Genomic DNA, 15,757 nt, shown 5'->3' with positions numbered 1-15,757 from the left:
TAATTTCTTAAAAATATAAGGATAACATCCTGTATTTGATAATAAATCCATGGACAAGAATAGACAAATGCGTATAGGGGTAATCTCTGATACCCATCTACCGTACTTAACGAAAGATTTTATGGATTTGGTTAAAGATCGTTTTGCAGGCTGCCAACTGGTGGTCCATGCAGGCGATTTTACCAGTCCGGAGGTGTACTATTACCTAAATGAAATCGCATCAGGCAATCTGGTGGCTGTTTATGGGAACATGGATCCGCCTGAGTTACGTAAGTTGTTGCCGGAAAAGAGGATTTTTGAGGTATTAGGGGTAAAGATAGGATTAATCCATGGATGGGGAGCGCCGTATGATTTGGAAGAGAAGATTAAAGGACTCTTCCACGCAGAGGGGTTAAAATGTATTATTTATGGACACAGTCACAACAGTACAAATCATAAACAGGGAGATGTTCTCTTTTTCAATCCTGGTTCTCCCACTGATAGATATCACGCCAAGGTGAACAGTATTGGGTATTTGATAATCCAATATGATGAAATCAAAGGAGAGATCATACCTGTTGCTCCCCTTAAAAGGGGCCCCAGGTTTCGGAGTTTGTAGCTAATGTCTTCAATTTTGGATTTCTTTTGAGTCTGATAAGATATATTATGTAAACTAAGACTGTCCATTTTCTAATGAAGGGATTCTTCGGAAGGATTTTACATATAGACCTTGGTAGCAGCTCTTATTATGTAGAAGAGTTGGCTGATGAGGTATATGAGAGATTTTTGGGTGGCAAGGGGCTGGCAACCCATCTCTTGCTCGCCAATCTCCCCCCAAAGATCAACCCCTTCTCCTCAGAGAACATCCTCATCTTTGCCCTGGGGCCGGTCACAGACAGCAAGATCTTCGGCTCCTGCCGCTATGGGGTCTTTACCAAGTCTTCCCTTACTGGCTACTACTCCGAGTCCTATGCTGGGGGGAAGGCGGCCGAGCCTATGAGCAGGACCGGCTATGATGCGGTGATCCTTCAGGGTGCAGCCCCCTCCCCTACCCTGTTGGAGATCTCCGACACCGGAATCACCTTCCATGATGCCAGTGACCTCTGGGGCCTGGACACCAATGAGGCCGAGGATAGCGCCTTGGAACGGGTGAAAACCCCACATAGGAAGGCTGCCTTGGTCATTGGGCCGGCAGGTGAGCGCCTGGTGAGGTTCGCCGTGATCGGCAACGATCATGGAAGGCAGGCAGGTCGCACCGGAGTGGGGGCGGTGATGGGGGCCAAAAGGATCAAGGGGATAGTATTTCACGGCACCCAAAATAGGGAGATCGCCAAGCCCGACCTGATAGATCGCTTCGCAAAAGAGATCCAAGAACGGGGCAAAAAGGACCCTGGGGCCTTGGCCTACAAACAGTTCGGCACTCCACAGTTGGTAGCCGTTATGAATCGGGCCAAAGGCTTCCCTTCACGCTACTGGTCGCAAGGTACCCTGGAAGGATGGGAGCGAATAAGTGCTGATGCCCTCCTTAAGGAATGCCGGGTAAAATCAAAGGCCTGCCCTCGCTGTTTTATGGCCTGTGGCGAGCTCTCGGAGGTCACCAAAGGAAGGCACAAGGGGCTGCGAATAGAGGGGCCTGAGTACGAGACCATCTATGCCTTTGGAGGTCTTTGTCTGGTAACCGACATCAATGAGATCATCTATCTGAACAACATCTGCGATCGCCTGGGCATGGATACCATCACGGCTGGAAACCTGGCCGCTTTTACCATCGAGGCGGCCAGAAGGGGTAAAATCGCTGAAAAGATCGACTATGGGGATGTGGATGCCATTGCCTCCCTCCTTCAGCAGATTGCCCGGCGTGAAGGGATTGGGGAGGTCTTGGCCCAGGGGATAGTCCACGCAGCGAAGACCTGGAGCCTGGAGGATATCGCCATCCACGTAAAGGGCCTGGAACCGGCCGGATATGACCCACGGGTCTTAAAGGGGATGGGATTGGCCTATGCTACCTCCGACCGGGGGGCCTGCCATTTGCGCACCACCTTCTACAAGCCAGAGCTGGCCGGGATCATCAACCCGGATCAAATAGAGGGAAAGGCGGAGCTGTTGGTGGAATACGAGGATAGATTAGTTATTTTTGACTCCCTGATCATCTGCCGTTTCTACCGGGATATGTATCCGTGGGAGAAGTTGGCGACCATCGTCGAGGGGACCACCGGCCTACGCCTTTATAGAGTGGGGCTGCGAAAGATCGCCTCCCAGATCATGGATAACACCCGAAGGTTCAACCTCCGTGAGGGCCTCACCAAGGCAGATGATATCCTTCCCATAAGGTTCCACCAGGAGCCACTTCCTGAGACGGGGAAGGTCATCACCAAAGAACAGATGGAGAAACTCCTCGCCGACTATTATTGCTACAGGGGCTGGGACTCAGAAGGAAGACCTTCGACGTAATCCCCTACCCTTCCCCTTTTAGGAAAATTTTATTTGTTAATTTACTTTAACTATAAGAAGTAACCATTTAATTTTAAATAGCTTTTTTATTTATTTTTCTTCACTAGCCATCTCCTTCCTTTTTGTCCGAGGTTGTTATAACTCCAGAAGGAATTTCCTTAAGAACTGCCTAAACTTTAAACCTAATGATGGAGAAGTTGAGGCCAAAGATCACAAATCATTCTAAACAAATTTATGAGATTACTGATAACAACTCGTTGTAATTACAGCATTTCATATCAGTATCGGAGTTCGGCTAACCCATCTACTTTCGCCAAAATTCGGGAAAGAGGAGGATGATAACAGTATAAACCTCCAGCCTTCCGACGAGCATACAAAAGATGAGAATCCCCTTTCCCAGGGAGGGGAGGTGAGCATAGTGCCCAGCAGGTCCGACTTTCCCCAGGCCTGGCCCTATGTTCCCCAGGGTGGCTGCTACCGATGAGGTGCTGGTGATCATATCCAGCCCCAAAAGGCTCATGGTTATGGATGAAAAGACAAAAATGACCATATAGAGGATGACCATCCCCAATATTCCATTGAGAACAGAAGGGGAAATGGTCTTCTCCCCTATTTTTACTGCCACCACGGCGTGGGGATGGATGATCCTGCGCAGTTCTTGCTGGACGTATTTAAAGAGGAGCAAGACCCTGATACACTTGATCGCCCCGCCCGTTGAACCGGCACAGCCCCCAACGAACATCAACAAGAGGAGGAGATGTTGGCAGAAGGGTGGCCAACGGCCAAAATCCGTTGTAGCGTACCCTGTGGTGGTCATGATGGAGACCACCTGAAAGGAGGCCTCCTCCAGTCGATCCCCCCAGTTTCCCCCCATCTGGGAGATTAAATTCCAAAAGACTACCCCTACCCCCATAAGGATAACCAGCAGATAAAAGCGAAATTCGCGATCACGCCAAAAAACCGTATGATCACCCTTCAGAAAACGATAGTGGAGGGCAAAATTGGTCCCGGCCAAGAACATGAAGAAGGTGATGACGATCCGATGGTAGCTTCCATAGAATCCTATACTTGCCCCTTTGGTGGAGAATCCCCCTGTGGCCATTGTGGTAAAGGTGTGGCAAAGGGAGTCAAAGATGCTCATACCCCCCAAAAAGAGCAGAGCAGCCTCCAATCCAGAGATGAGGAGATAGGTCTGCCAGAGTATTTTGGCCGTCTCGGCGATCCTGGGACGAAGTTTCTCTTTGAAAGGGCCGGGCACCTCTGCTTGATACATTTGCATCCCCCCTACTCCTAAAAAGGGGAGGACGGCGATGGAGAAGAGTATGATCCCCATACCCCCCAACCATTGGATCAAGGCCCGCCAAAAGTGAAGGCCCTTGGGAAAACCATCGATAGAGGTGAGGACAGAGGCCCCAGTAGTAGTAAGGCCGGAGACGGCCTCAAACAGGGCATCAAGGGGGTGGGCAAAGGTATTGGTCAGCGCAAAGGGGAGGGCCCCAAAGATGCTGGCGCACATCCAGCCAAAGGAAACTATGGTGAAGGCCTGCCGTCTGGTTATATCCCCCTTCTTTTTGGGAAAGGGGAGATAAAGGGCCAAGCCGACTAGGGCGGTGATCCCAATGGAGATAAGGAAGGAGGTCGCCTCCTTTTCTCCATGGTGCCAACTGATCACCATGGGGACTATCATGGCGCCGGCCAGAAAGAGGTTGAGGATACCCATAATGGGTAGGACTTGAGACATAAATTACCCCCTACCAATATTCAAGCTTCACCATCACCAACTTTTCCAATTGTTGAAGGGCATAGGTGGCCACCACCATCGCCACCTTGTCCCCTGGAAGGATTACAGTCTCGCCATAGGGGATCAACAGCCTTCCCCCTCTCAAGATGGACCCCACCAGCACCCCTTTGGGCAATCGCAAGTTTTTCAGGGGCTTGTTTATCAGATCAGAAGTCTCCAAGGCCTCGATTTCGATAACCTCAGCCTGGTCATCAGGCAAGGTGGCCACATTAACAATCTTCCCCCTCCTTATATACTGCAAGATCTTGTTCACCGCGATGAGGCAAGGACTTATAACTACATCCACACCTATCTGATAGGCCAAGGGTGAATAAGCGATCCTATTGATGGAGGCTACCACCCTCCTGGCCCCCATCCTCTTGGCGAGCAGCGAGATGAGGATGTTCTTCTCCTCCTCTGGGGTAACTGCCACAAAGGCATCCATTTCCCTTACATTTTCCTCTTCAAGGAGGTCTTGTGAGGTGAAATTCCCTTTTAGAACCATGGTCTTATCCAACTCTTCGGCGAGGAATTGACACCGCTCCTCATTTGGTTCGATGATCTTTGTACTTATTTCCATTCCCTCCAGAGCCTTTGCCAGGTTGAGCCCCACATCTCCGCCTCCAAAGATCATCACTCTCCTTAGGGGAGAGATATGTTTGCTCTTTGCAGTGGAAATGAGAGCGGAGATAGTCGGCGATTCACCCATGAGGAAGACCAAATCTCTCTCCAAGATCTTATCTTTTCCACGAGGTATAATCACCTGGTTGTCTCGGTAGATCGCAGCGATGATCACCCTGATGTCCGGGTAGAGCTTGCTCAAATCCATCAACTGCTTGCCGATGATAGGACTTTGCTCACCTACCAAGAAACTGGCCATCCTGATCTTACCTTCGGCAAAATCCACTACATCCGTTGCCCCAGGGGTCTCCAAGATGCGCAGGATGGAGGCCACCATCTCCTGATCCGTATTGATGACCAAGTCGATGTCCAAACGATCACTCCCAAGTATCTGCATGTTCGAGGCATATTCAGGGTCCCTGATCCTGGCTATCTTTGTGGGGACGCTGGCTTGTACTCCTGCCACCAGGCAGGAGACCATATTCACTTCATCGCTATTGGTAGCGGCGATGACGATCTCCGCCTCCTCTATCCCGGCATTGCGCAGTACCTTCATACTACTTCCGCTCCCGTGTATGGCCTGCACATCTAGGGTTTCGGAGACCCTCTCTATCCTCTCTTCATCCTTATCGATGACAACGATATCCTTTCTTTCGTGTGATAACTTCCAGGCCACGTTGTACCCTACCTCTCCTGCACCGATGATAATAATGCTCATCGCCTCATACCCCCTTGCCAAGTCAGGGGATCCCCCGGTTATAAGGACCCCCCACAGTTTTGTCCCCAGGGGAATTTTATACTACAAAAATCTCTTATAATATACCCCTTAATTAAATGGGCATTTCCATAAAAAAACTTTACGGTAAAATTAGGCCTGCAAACCATTCAAAAATCTATAAAATCAATAGACTGCTAACCTTCTTCACCCTGAATCTGGCACCTGTATGAGGCCTTTTTATTGCCTGAGCACGGTTAATATGGTAGAGTAAGCGAAAGTTCTCATTTATTTGAAAAAATTATCATTTCAACCTCAGAGCCACGTCCACGGCGGTTATGTTCTTATGAAGGAGCTCTTTGCGGAGCAATATCACTGCTATGAGGTCATAAAGGGGAATAGTGAGCCTAGCTGAGAGGATCTTAAAGGGGGATATAAAGGCCGCTTCACGTCTGATGAGGGATATCGACGATGAGATGGAGTCGGCAGTAAACGAACTAAAAGACCTCTATCCTTGGACCGGAAGGGCCCACATCGTCGGCGTCACCGGGCCCCCAGGGGTAGGTAAGAGCACCCTAGTGGACAAGATGGTCGAGGTCCTCAGAGAGGGGTCGAAGACGGTGGGGGTCATAGCAGTGGACCCCACTAGCCCTTTCAGTGGGGGGGCCATCTTGGGAGACAGAATCAGGATGCAACGCCACAGCACCGATGAAGGTGTCTTTATCCACAGCCTGGCCACGAGGGGGCATCTAGGGGGGATCTCCCGTTCCACCCATGACGTCATCAAGGTATTGGATGCTATGGGGAAAGACGTCATCCTTGTGGAGACAGTGGGGGCGGGACAGGATGAGGTGGACATCGTCAATGCGGCTGATACCTCCATCGTGGTCTTGGTCCCTGGCTTGGGCGATGATATCCAGGCTATAAAGGCGGGGATCTTGGAAATCGGGGATCTCTTCGTGATCAACAAGTGCGACCATGGGGGGGCGGATAGGCTGGAGCAGGAACTCAGGATTATATTGGAGATGGGGGTTAAGCGCCCTGATGGGTGGACGCCGCCAATCTACTGGACAGAGGCCATCAAGGGAGAGGGGATCGAAAAAGTGGTGGCGGGGATCCAAGGCCACCGCGAAATGTTGCATCAGGAGGGTCTTCATCAACGACGGAAGAGGGAGCGGGCGAGATTTGAATTTTTGGAGATCCTCAAATCATCGTTGATGAAGAAGCTCCTACAACAATTGGGCCAGAATGGCGAATTGGACAGTATAGTGGAGGCAATGGTGAAGAGGGAGAAAGACCCTTACACCCTGGTCAAGAAGATTATCCAAAAAATTTTGCCGTAAAGGGGGTTGGGAGACCAGGCCGAAGCTGATCCAAGCCTTGGAGATACTCCCGGGCAAAGTGGACACCAATCCCCAGAGAAAACACGGGAATATCCCTCTATAAGAGACAGCCGAAGGATATGCCGCTGCGAGACGTCACCATATTAGATCTGACCCGGCAGTTGCCGGGCCCCTTTTGCAGCCAGATCTTGGCTGACTTCGGGGCGCAGGTCATCAAGATCGAAGGACCTGGGGGAGATCCTATCAGGGGGCAGGGGCCAAAGCTGAGTCGGGAATCCGCCTATTTCTTAGGGGTGAACAGAAATAAGCGGAGTTTGGTCCTCAACCTCAAGGCAAAGGGGGGGAGGGAGGTCTTTTTCCGCCTGGCCCAAAGGGCGGACATCATCATCGAAGGCTTCCGTCCCGGGGTGGTGGAGAGGCTGGGGATCGGCTATCAGGATATAGCGAGAGTCAACCCGAGGATCATCTATTGCTCTCTGTCCGGATATGGGCAGGATGGACCTTATCACCAAAGGCCTGGCCACGATATCAACTACATCGCCTTAGGCGGGATCTTGGGGCTCACAGGGAAGAGGGGTTCCCCCCCGGTGATCCCCGGGGGACAGATCGCCGATCTGACCGGGGGGTTGCTGGCCGCCCTTGGCCTCATGCTGGGGCTTTGGGCGAGGCAGAAGACAGGCAGAGGGCAGTACATCGATGTGGCCATGCTGGACGGGGTGATCTCCTGGCTCCCCTTCTATTTGGGAGAATACATGGCCGAAGGGACCATACCCAGGAGGGGTGAGATGCTCCTCAATGGGGGATATGCCTGCTACAACCTCTATGAAACGAAGGATGGTGCCTATATGACCTTGGGTGCCCTAGAACCCCATTTCTGGGAGGCCTTCTGTAGGGAGATAGGCAGAGAGGATCTAATCTCAGATCAGTTTGCAGCGGGGAAGAGGCAGAAGGAAATGATCCAAGAATTACAGAAGATATTCATGCAAAGGACCCAGCAGGAATGGATAAAATTCTGGGAGGAGAAAGATATCCCCTGTGAACCCGTCCTCTCCTTAGAGGAGGTCCTTTCCCATCCCCAGGTCCTATCCCGGGGGATGGTAAAGGAGATAGATCACCCGACTGAAGGGACGATAAGGCAATTGGGGGTCCCCATCAAGCTCTCGGATACCCCTGGCGATGTCCGCACCCCCCCTCCCCTTCTGGGCGAGCATACGGGGGAGATCCTCCGTTGGCTCGGCTACTCAAAGCAGGAGATAAAAAGATTGGAGGAGGAAGGGGTTATTTAAGGAGGGAGGAATATGAAGGGCAAGGTCAACCTGAGAGATGAACACCGTTTCATCAAGGAAAGGGTCAGAAGAGGAGAGCATTTGGGAGACCTCTATGAAATAGGAGTGAGGAGATGAAGGTCCATGAGTATCAGGCAAAGGAATTGTTTAAAGAATACAATATCCCTGTCCCCCAGGGCAAGGTGGCCAATACCCCCCAAGAAGCTGCCCATGCCGCCCAAGATATCGGCACGAGCCCCATAGTCATCAAGGCACAGATCCACGCCGGTGGTCGGGGCAAGGGGGGAGGGATAAAGATGATCCACGATATGCACGAGGTGGGAGCTGCCGCCTCTCAACTCCTGGGGAGGAGGCTGGTCACTCCTCAAACCGGTGCGGAGGGGAAACCAGTGGGGGCCCTCTTAGTGGAGGAGGGATTGCATGTCCAAAAGGAGGCCTATGTAGGGATCGTGATCGATAGGTCTCGGGCCTGCCCTGTGGTCTTGGCCAGCGCAGAGGGGGGAGTGGAGATCGAGAGGGTGGCCGCCGAAACTCCAGAGAAGGTTTTCACCGAGACGGTAGAACCAGGGGTGGGCCTGCGCCCCTTTCAGGCCAACAGGATCGTTTTCTCCTTGGGGCTTGATCCTTCTTTGGCAAGGAAGGCCAGCAAGATTATCTTGAACTTATACCGTCTCTTTATTGAAAAGGACTGCTCCCTGGCGGAGATCAACCCCTTAGTGGTGTCCAAGGGAGGGCTGGTCGCCCTAGACGCCAAATTGAACTTTGACGACAACGCCCTCTATCGACATCCGGATATATCTTCTTTTAGGGATACCTCTCAGGAGGACCCTTTGGAGGTGGAGGCCTCCCAGCACCGCTTGAACTACATCAAATTAAAAGGGAATGTGGGCTGTATGGTGAACGGCGCGGGTTTGGCCATGGCGACCATGGACCTCATCAAGTTGGTCGGCGCCGAGCCTGCCAATTTCCTCGACGTAGGAGGGGGGGCTACAGTGGAGATGGTCAAATATGGGCTGCAGACCCTCATCTCCGACCCTGACGTCAAGGTGATCTTCATAAACATCTTCGGCGGCATCCTGCGTTGTGACACCTTGGCCCGCGGGGTTACAGAGGCAGCCAAGGAGCTAGAGATAAACCTTCCCATGGTGATAAGGTTGGAGGGGACCAACGTGGAGCTGGGGCGTCGCATCCTGGCCGACTCCGGTCTGCGCTTTACCGTGGCCGAGGGTATGGGGGAAGCCGCCCAGAAGGTAGCGGAGCTTCTGAGCAAACGTAAGGAGGGGCAATGAGTATCATCGTGGATGAGAATACCAGGGTCTTAGTCCAGGGGATCACGGGCAACGAGGGGACCTTCCACACCAGACAGATGATAGAGTACGAAACCAAGGTGGTGGCAGGGGTCACCCCAGGCAAGGGGGGGCAAAGGTTGGATGGGATTCCCGTCTTCAACAGCGTAAAGGAGGCCGTGGAGGAAACCTGTGCCAATGCCTCGGCCATATTCGTCCCCCCTCCCTTTGCTGCAGATGCCATCATGGAGGCGGCTGAGGCTGGGGTGGAGATCATCGTCTGCCTCACGGAGGGGATCCCCACTCTGGACATGGTCGCTGTGCGACAGTACATGAAAGGGAAAAATACCAAATTGATCGGCCCCAACACCCCAGGAATCATCACTCCAGGGAAGTGCAAGATTGGGGTGATGGCCGGTTACATCCACATGGCAGGGAAGGTGGGGATCGCCTCCCGCAGCGGGACCCTCACCTATGAGGTGGTCGATCAACTCACCAAGCTGGGGATAGGCCAATCTACCTGCGTGGGGATCGGGGGGGATCCCATCATCGGCCTCTCCTTTGTGGACATCCTCCAATTATTTGAGGCAGATCCAGGGACCGATGCGGTAATCATCATAGGCGAGATCGGTGGCAGGGCAGAGGAGGAGGCCGCCCACTATTTTCGCCAGCAGATGACCAAGCCGATCGTCGCCTTTATTGCGGGGATAACCGCTCCCCCGGGGAGGCGTATGGGACATGCTGGGGCCATCATCTCCGGAGGGGTGGGGAGTGCAAAAGACAAGATCAAGGTCTTGGAGGAGGCCGGTATCGTCGCGGTCAAGAGCCCTGCTGAAGTAGGACTCACAATGGCCGACGTTCTGAGGAGGGGTTGATGACTAGAAAGAGATTGTCCCAGGGGATGATTCAGGTCTATACGGGTAGCGGAAAGGGAAAGACTACTGCTGCGCTGGGACTTGCCTGCCGGGCCGTGGGCCACGGCTATAAGGTCTTCATCATCCAGTTCATGAAGGGGAATATCGAATATGGTGAACTGGAGACGGCGAGGAAGTTATCCCCTTACCTGACCATAAAGCAGATGGGGCGGGAGACATTTGTTAGCCGCGAAAACCCTGATTCCGAAGACGTAAGGTTGGCCCAAGAGGCCTTGACCCTGGCTAAAGAGATAATCTTGGGGGGCGATTACGATATCGTGATCCTAGACGAGATCAATGTAGCTGTAGACTTCGGGCTTATAGAAAAGGAAGAGGTGTTAAAGCTGATGGATGGGCACCCCCCAAATATAGAATTGATCCTCACGGGACGTTATGCCGCCGACGAGATCATCGAAAGGGCTGATCTGGTCACCGAGATGGTGGAGGTAAAACATTACTACCAGAGAGGGATCCAATCCAGAGAGGGAATAGAAAAATAATGGGCTGTCAAGATAAGATTTCTTAATCCTTAACTTATTTACAAAAGATTACCACTTCAACCGCAAAGCTACAGCAAGGGAAGGTGGATTCAACCCCTTTCCCTCTCTCCTCCTTTCTCCTCAGATGGAGACTCCTCGCCATCAAGGTGATACTCCTCATCTATCCACTTCCCTAGATCGATGAGCTTACACCTCTGCGAACAAAAGGGGCGATAGGGATTCCCCTCCCAGCGGACCAACTTACCGCAACGGGGGCAACGAGCCCTCACTTTTTCTTCCACCATTTGCTACCCGCCGCAGTCCCCTTCTCTCCTTCCAAGGAGGCAAACCCCCTGAGAAGCTCCTCCTGGCGCTTGGTGAGCTTTTTGGGGATCTGGACTACAACCTCATTGATCTGATCCCCCCTTCCGCGGCCGTTTAAGTGGGGGATCCCCTCACCCTTCAATCTGAATATCTCCCCTGGCTGTGTCCCCCTGGGAATCTGGATCTTTTTGGTGCCATCCAAAGTGGGGACATCAACCTCCCCCCCTAGGGCGGCCATGGTGAAAGGTATAGGTACACGGCAAATGATATCGTCTCCCTCTCGCTCGAAGAACTCATGGGGTTCCACATAGATGATGACATAGAGGTCGCCCGGAGGACCGCCCCTTTCTCCCCCCTCTCCTTCCCCCCTCAATTTGAGCCGAGAACCAGTATCCACCCCCGGAGGGATTCTGAGGGAGACCTTTCCACGCTTCTTTACCACTCCTGCTCCACCACACGCCTTACAGGGGTTAGTGATCACCCTACCCGCACCGTGGCAGTAAGGACAGGTGGTGCTGATGGTAAAAAAGCCATGGGACCTGTTGACCTGCCCTCTACCATAACAGTGAGGGCAGGTCTGAGGGGTAGAACCGGGTTGGGCACCTGTCCCGTTGCAAACTTCGCAACGTCCCCTCTTTAAGATCTCGATCTCCGTCTCCATACCGAAGGCTGCATCAAATAGAGATATCTTCAGATCATACCTGAGATCAGCGCCGGCGACGCCCCTTCTGCTGGAAGAACGAGGGGAAAAGCCGAAAAAATCCTCGAAGATATCGCTGAAGGAGGAAAATATGTCGTCAAAGCCCCTGAACCCCGTGAAACCTGTGCTTTTCAAACCTTCATGTCCATAAAAGTCATATATCTCCCTCTTTTTGGGGTCCCTTAATACCTCATAGGCCTCTGATGCCTCCTTGAATCTTTCCTCCGCCCCTTTGTCTCCAGGATTGCGGTCGGGGTGGTACTTCAGGGCCATCCTCCGATACGCCTTTTTTATCTCCTCTTCGGAGGCGTTACGAGGCACTCCCAATATCTCGTAATAGTCCCGATTCGCCATGGACTATCCCAAATCTATCCCCAGTTCTTGGAAGACCAGATAGGTACAACCCCACAGGGCAGCGTCATCCCCCAACATCCCCTTAACTACCTTCACCCTCTCCACAGGGTATCTAAAGGCCCTTCGCTTCATCTCTTCCAGGGCCGAGGGGATGAAATAATTCCATGCCCCTGATACCTTACCCCCCAAGACGATCATGGCGGGGTTGAGCATATTTACCAGATTGGCCATCCCCACCCCGAGATATCTCCCCATCTCCCAAAAGATCTCCTGAGCCATCTGATCCCCTCGGTTGGCAGCCTCATAGAGTTCATAGCTCGACCTCACTTTTTGACCGACTTCCATGGCCCTCCTCACTATTCCAGTGCCGGATGCATAGGTCTCTAGACATCCCCTATTCCCACAATAACACGGAAGGCCATCTTCATCAATCACCATATGCCCTATCTCCCCTGCCGTGCCATAGGCCCCGCGATACAACTCTCCCCCCATGACTATCCCCCCCCCCACCCCTGTCCCCAGGGTGAGGCAGCAGAAGTCCTTCACCCCCCTAGCTGCCCCTCTCCAACCCTCTCCCATGGTATACATATTGGCATCGTTATCCATCTTCAAGGGCAAAGATAAGGAGCTACCCAATTCTTCACTCAAAGGGACCCCAGCCAAGTTTTGTAGATTGGGGGATTGGGTGAGGACTCCATCTTTGCTCAAGACCCCCGCTACCCCTAGGCCTATCCCCAAGGGCCTGTATCCACGAGAAAGCCCTTGTTCTAACAATCCCTCAATCTCCTTTCGGAGCTTCTTCACCCCCTCCCCTTTCGACAAAGGGGTGAGGGAGGAGGTGAAAGACCGTGCCAGAAAACTCCCCTCTAGATCTATGGCCGCTCCTCGCAGGTTGGTCCCCCCCAGATCAATCCCTACCACGAAGCCCTTCATTCGCCTTCTTCCTCTTCTTCTTTCATATATGCCTTGTCCGATACATCTGGCAACTCTTGAAGGTATCGCTCATATTCCTCTTGGGTAACCAACCCCTCTCTGATGCTCCTCTCTATGGTGCGCACATCGAATTTCTTCTCCTCATCAATGTGCATATCGTACACCCTCCCAAGAAGTGTAAGTTTAAGTCTTTAATATAATAACCATTGACACCCTTTTCAATATTTGATACTTAAGATAATCCTAAGACATTGAAGAGAGGTTCAAATTGTATAATCTTTATTTTTTTCAAGTTGCCATGGTTATCTACTCAGTCACCTTTCTCCTCTACCTCCTCTTTGTGGTGACCAAAAAGGATATAATCGGCAGATTCGCCTTCTGGCTCATCCTCATCGGTTTCTTCATCCACCTAGCCGGTCTGTTGGTCCGCTGGCGGGAAAGCCACGCCACGGGATACGGATATATCCCTCTATCCAATCTATATGAATCCCTCGTCTTCTTTTCTTGGGCCATAGTCTTGATGTATCTTATCGTGGATATAAGATATCATCAGAGGGTCATCGGTGTTATCGCCTCCCCCCTAGCCACCCTCGCCATTGCCATGAGCTCCCTTATACCGGGGGTAAGGTGCGAGATCCGTCCCCTCATCCCCGCCTTGCAAAGCAACTGGTTGGCCATCCATGTGATCACTTGTTTCCTCGGCTATGCGGCCTTCGCTATCGCTTTTGGGATAAGTGTTATCTATATGATTCAGTCAAAAAGGGAGTCATCCTATAGAGGCCCTATACGCTGGCTTCCCTCATCTCAGACCTTGGATGAGATAAATTACAAATCTATTGTCCTCGGGTTCCCCATGCTGACCCTGGGTATCATTACAGGGGCGGCATGGGCCAATTATGCCTGGGGTAGTTATTGGAGCTGGGATCCCAAGGAAACCTGGTCTTTGATTACCTGGTTTATATATGCCGCCTTCCTACACGCCAGATTCACCCGCGAGTGGAGGGGGAAAAAGACCGCTCTTCTCTCCATCGTGGGGTTTATGGCCGTTATCTTCACCTATTTTGGGGTAAGCTACCTGTTGTCTGGCCTGCACAGCTACCTTTAAGTACAAAACAAAAGGGTTCAAGGATTCGAGGGTTCAAGTGTTTGTTTTTCACTAGAATCCTAGACCCCTAGAACCCTTGTAATTGGCCCCTTGAATCCTTTCAATTCCACCATCTACAAATGACCCTTAAGACTACATAGAATATAGTTCTTTGTTCAACATATGGACCCGGTTCCTCTTCAGAACCTCAATGGTCAGATCCATCTTATTTGCCTTTTTTAAGGCCTCTTCCTCTTGCCCCTTTGAAGTATAATCAATTATGCCAAAGTGATAAACAAAGGTCAAGTATTCGGAAAAACATTGCTTTTTCTTCCTCCTTTCGTTATCATTTTGTAAAAATGATCTATGGCATCGGCATCGATATCTTAAAGATAGACAGGTTTGAGAGGGTCTTGGAGAGGTGGGGGGATCATCTCCGCAAAAGGGTATTCACCCCTCATGAACTATCGATCTGTCATAAAAAGACGCGGCCGGGCAGACATCTGGCCCTTCGCTTTGCCGCCAAGGAGGCCTTTTTAAAGGCCCTGGGGATAGGCATGTTTCAAGGGGTGGCCTGGAAGGAGATAGAGATCCTCAACGATCCCCTAGGACGTCCCCAGATGAGGGTAATGGGGAAGGCCGAGAAGATCTGTCAGGAAAAGGGGATAAAGGAGATTTTCGTAAGCATCTCCCACGAAAAAGAATATGGGGTTGCCCAAGTGCTGTTGGAGGCGTGAGGTGAGGAGGTAAAGGCCTGTGGAAATGGTAAGGATGCTGGAGATCGTTTCTCCCACACCCCAGGAGACTGAGAGGATAGGGTCACTGGTGGGACAGATGCTCAAAGAAGGGGATGTCATCGCCCTGGCCGGGGAGTTGGGGACAGGAAAGACTACTCTGGTCAGGGGAATAGCCCAGGGGATGGGATTTTACAGGGCGGAGGTGGCCAGTCCATCCTTCACTTTAATAAATGAGTATGACGGTCCTCTTCCCCTCTTTCACATAGACCTTTACCGGCTTGAGGGTGAAAAAGAGCTCTATGAAATCGGCTATGAGGAATATATGAATGGAGATGGAGTGGTGGTCATAGAATGGGCGGACAAGGTGCCCCAGTCAATACCCAAAGAGTCTCTTTGGATAATCTTGAGATATCTGGATGCCAAACGCAGGGAAATTGTTATGAGAGGACAGGAGGACAGGTATGAGAAGATGATTGAAGAGTTGAGGAGGAAGTTGTATAATTAACCTTTCTGGACTTTTTCCATTTAGTTGATGGAATTAATAGGATTCAAGGGGAATAAATACAGGGTTCAAAGATTTAAAATGAAGGATTCTAGGATTCCCTGTCTGCCGTGTCCGGCACGGCACAGGCAGGAAGGATTCAAGGGCTTGCGGCAAGCTCCCTTCGGTCTGAGCGTTCGACTGAGCTCACGCCGAAGTCTCAGGGTCGAAGACAGCCGAGCGGTTCTAGTGTATTTCACTCGATCACTGGACCCCTTGGCCCCTGGAAC

General features: G+C 51.7%; 16 protein-coding genes. 10 read left to right on the top strand and 6 right to left on the bottom strand.

Annotation, left to right across the window (positions count from 1 at the left end; genetic code table 11):
• Window positions 1-49: 49 nt before the first annotated feature.
• A complete protein-coding gene (locus tag JRI46_04570; protein ID MBW2038859.1) occupies window positions 50-598 on the top strand; it encodes a metallophosphoesterase in 549 nt (182 codons plus the stop codon).
• A gap of 74 nt (window positions 599-672) precedes the next feature.
• A complete protein-coding gene (locus tag JRI46_04565) occupies window positions 673-2,430 on the top strand; it encodes an aldehyde ferredoxin oxidoreductase family protein (GenBank protein MBW2038858.1) in 1,758 nt (585 codons plus the stop codon).
• A 304-nt stretch (window positions 2,431-2,734) separates the two neighbouring features.
• Here JRI46_04565 and JRI46_04560 read toward each other — a convergent pair whose 3' ends face one another.
• Both JRI46_04560 and trkA read right to left on the bottom strand, forming a co-directional pair.
• The gene (locus tag JRI46_04560) at window positions 2,735-4,171 is read right to left on the bottom strand and encodes a TrkH family potassium uptake protein (protein ID MBW2038857.1); all 1,437 of its coding nucleotides are present in this window, start codon (window positions 4,169-4,171) and stop codon (window positions 2,735-2,737) included.
• Between the two features lie 10 nt (window positions 4,172-4,181).
• Window positions 4,182-5,549, bottom strand: a complete 1,368-nt coding sequence (trkA, locus tag JRI46_04555; protein ID MBW2038856.1) for a Trk system potassium transporter TrkA — start codon at window positions 5,547-5,549, stop codon at window positions 4,182-4,184.
• 398 nt (window positions 5,550-5,947) lie between these two features.
• Between trkA and meaB the strand changes: the two genes are divergently transcribed.
• The 5 genes from meaB to cobO all read left to right on the top strand — a co-directional run bounded on the left by meaB (window position 5,948) and on the right by cobO (window position 10,875).
• The gene (gene meaB, locus JRI46_04550; GenBank protein ID MBW2038855.1) at window positions 5,948-6,889 is read left to right on the top strand and encodes a methylmalonyl Co-A mutase-associated GTPase MeaB; all 942 of its coding nucleotides are present in this window, start codon (window positions 5,948-5,950) and stop codon (window positions 6,887-6,889) included.
• Between the two features lie 119 nt (window positions 6,890-7,008).
• Entirely contained in the window at window positions 7,009-8,175 is a 1,167-nt protein-coding gene (locus JRI46_04545) for a CoA transferase (protein MBW2038854.1), read from the top strand.
• A gap of 113 nt (window positions 8,176-8,288) precedes the next feature.
• Window positions 8,289-9,464: an ADP-forming succinate--CoA ligase subunit beta gene (gene sucC / locus JRI46_04540; protein ID MBW2038853.1), complete on the top strand. Its 1,176-nt coding sequence runs from the start codon at window positions 8,289-8,291 to the stop codon at window positions 9,462-9,464.
• Window positions 9,461-10,336 (top strand): succinate--CoA ligase subunit alpha, encoded by an 876-nt coding sequence (gene sucD / locus JRI46_04535; protein ID MBW2038852.1) that lies wholly within the window; start codon window positions 9,461-9,463, stop codon window positions 10,334-10,336. The genes sucC and sucD overlap by 4 nt, the downstream gene beginning before the upstream one ends.
• Window positions 10,336-10,875 carry a cob(I)yrinic acid a,c-diamide adenosyltransferase gene (cobO, locus tag JRI46_04530; protein ID MBW2038851.1) on the top strand — a complete coding sequence of 180 codons (540 nt, stop codon included), beginning with the start codon at window positions 10,336-10,338 and terminating at the stop codon, window positions 10,873-10,875. The genes sucD and cobO overlap by 1 nt, the downstream gene beginning before the upstream one ends.
• A gap of 89 nt (window positions 10,876-10,964) precedes the next feature.
• Here cobO and JRI46_04525 read toward each other — a convergent pair whose 3' ends face one another.
• From JRI46_04525 to JRI46_04510, 4 genes are read right to left on the bottom strand one after another with little or no spacing between them, the layout of a single operon-like run.
• The gene (locus tag JRI46_04525) at window positions 10,965-11,159 is read right to left on the bottom strand and encodes a DNA gyrase inhibitor YacG (GenBank protein MBW2038850.1); all 195 of its coding nucleotides are present in this window, start codon (window positions 11,157-11,159) and stop codon (window positions 10,965-10,967) included.
• A complete protein-coding gene (gene dnaJ, locus JRI46_04520; protein MBW2038849.1) occupies window positions 11,141-12,232 on the bottom strand; it encodes a molecular chaperone DnaJ in 1,092 nt (363 codons plus the stop codon). The genes JRI46_04525 and dnaJ overlap by 19 nt, the downstream gene beginning before the upstream one ends.
• A 3-nt stretch (window positions 12,233-12,235) precedes the next feature.
• Window positions 12,236-13,165 (bottom strand): ROK family protein, encoded by a 930-nt coding sequence (locus JRI46_04515; GenBank protein MBW2038848.1) that lies wholly within the window; start codon window positions 13,163-13,165, stop codon window positions 12,236-12,238.
• Window positions 13,162-13,320: a hypothetical protein gene (locus JRI46_04510; GenBank protein ID MBW2038847.1), complete on the bottom strand. Its 159-nt coding sequence runs from the start codon at window positions 13,318-13,320 to the stop codon at window positions 13,162-13,164. The genes JRI46_04515 and JRI46_04510 overlap by 4 nt, the downstream gene beginning before the upstream one ends.
• 143 nt (window positions 13,321-13,463) lie before the next feature.
• Between JRI46_04510 and ccsB the strand changes: the two genes are divergently transcribed.
• The 3 genes from ccsB to tsaE all read left to right on the top strand — a co-directional run bounded on the left by ccsB (window position 13,464) and on the right by tsaE (window position 15,491).
• Window positions 13,464-14,270, top strand: coding sequence for a c-type cytochrome biogenesis protein CcsB (ccsB, locus tag JRI46_04505; protein MBW2038846.1), 807 nt, complete (start codon window positions 13,464-13,466; stop codon window positions 14,268-14,270).
• A gap of 338 nt (window positions 14,271-14,608) precedes the next feature.
• Entirely contained in the window at window positions 14,609-14,986 is a 378-nt protein-coding gene (locus tag JRI46_04500; GenBank protein ID MBW2038845.1) for a holo-ACP synthase, read from the top strand.
• A gap of 25 nt (window positions 14,987-15,011) precedes the next feature.
• The gene (gene tsaE, locus JRI46_04495; protein ID MBW2038844.1) at window positions 15,012-15,491 is read left to right on the top strand and encodes a tRNA (adenosine(37)-N6)-threonylcarbamoyltransferase complex ATPase subunit type 1 TsaE; all 480 of its coding nucleotides are present in this window, start codon (window positions 15,012-15,014) and stop codon (window positions 15,489-15,491) included.
• The last annotated feature ends 266 nt before the right edge of the window (window positions 15,492-15,757 follow it).

Source organism: Deltaproteobacteria bacterium (assembly GCA_019308925.1).
Taxonomy (GTDB): domain Bacteria; phylum Desulfobacterota; class B13-G15; order B13-G15; family RBG-16-54-18; genus JAFDHG01.
This window is presented reverse-complemented; position numbering and strand designations above follow the sequence as displayed.

Coding starts and splice junctions, on each gene's coding strand:
- dnaJ (MBW2038849.1), bottom strand. CDS start 12,232: ATGGCGAATCGGGACTATTACGAGATATTGGGAGTGCCTCGTAACGCC.
- JRI46_04515 (MBW2038848.1), bottom strand. CDS start 13,165: ATGAAGGGCTTCGTGGTAGGGATTGATCTGGGGGGGACCAACCTGCGA.
- trkA (MBW2038856.1), bottom strand. CDS start 5,549: ATGAGCATTATTATCATCGGTGCAGGAGAGGTAGGGTACAACGTGGCC.
- JRI46_04565 (MBW2038858.1), top strand. CDS start 673: ATGAAGGGATTCTTCGGAAGGATTTTACATATAGACCTTGGTAGCAGC.
- JRI46_04510 (MBW2038847.1), bottom strand. CDS start 13,320: ATGCACATTGATGAGGAGAAGAAATTCGATGTGCGCACCATAGAGAGG.
- sucD (MBW2038852.1), top strand. CDS start 9,461: ATGAGTATCATCGTGGATGAGAATACCAGGGTCTTAGTCCAGGGGATC.
- tsaE (MBW2038844.1), top strand. CDS start 15,012: ATGGTAAGGATGCTGGAGATCGTTTCTCCCACACCCCAGGAGACTGAG.
- cobO (MBW2038851.1), top strand. CDS start 10,336: ATGACTAGAAAGAGATTGTCCCAGGGGATGATTCAGGTCTATACGGGT.
- JRI46_04560 (MBW2038857.1), bottom strand. CDS start 4,171: ATGTCTCAAGTCCTACCCATTATGGGTATCCTCAACCTCTTTCTGGCC.
- ccsB (MBW2038846.1), top strand. CDS start 13,464: ATGGTTATCTACTCAGTCACCTTTCTCCTCTACCTCCTCTTTGTGGTG.
- JRI46_04545 (MBW2038854.1), top strand. CDS start 7,009: ATGCCGCTGCGAGACGTCACCATATTAGATCTGACCCGGCAGTTGCCG.
- JRI46_04500 (MBW2038845.1), top strand. CDS start 14,609: ATGATCTATGGCATCGGCATCGATATCTTAAAGATAGACAGGTTTGAG.
- JRI46_04570 (MBW2038859.1), top strand. CDS start 50: ATGGACAAGAATAGACAAATGCGTATAGGGGTAATCTCTGATACCCAT.
- sucC (MBW2038853.1), top strand. CDS start 8,289: ATGAAGGTCCATGAGTATCAGGCAAAGGAATTGTTTAAAGAATACAAT.
- JRI46_04525 (MBW2038850.1), bottom strand. CDS start 11,159: ATGGTGGAAGAAAAAGTGAGGGCTCGTTGCCCCCGTTGCGGTAAGTTG.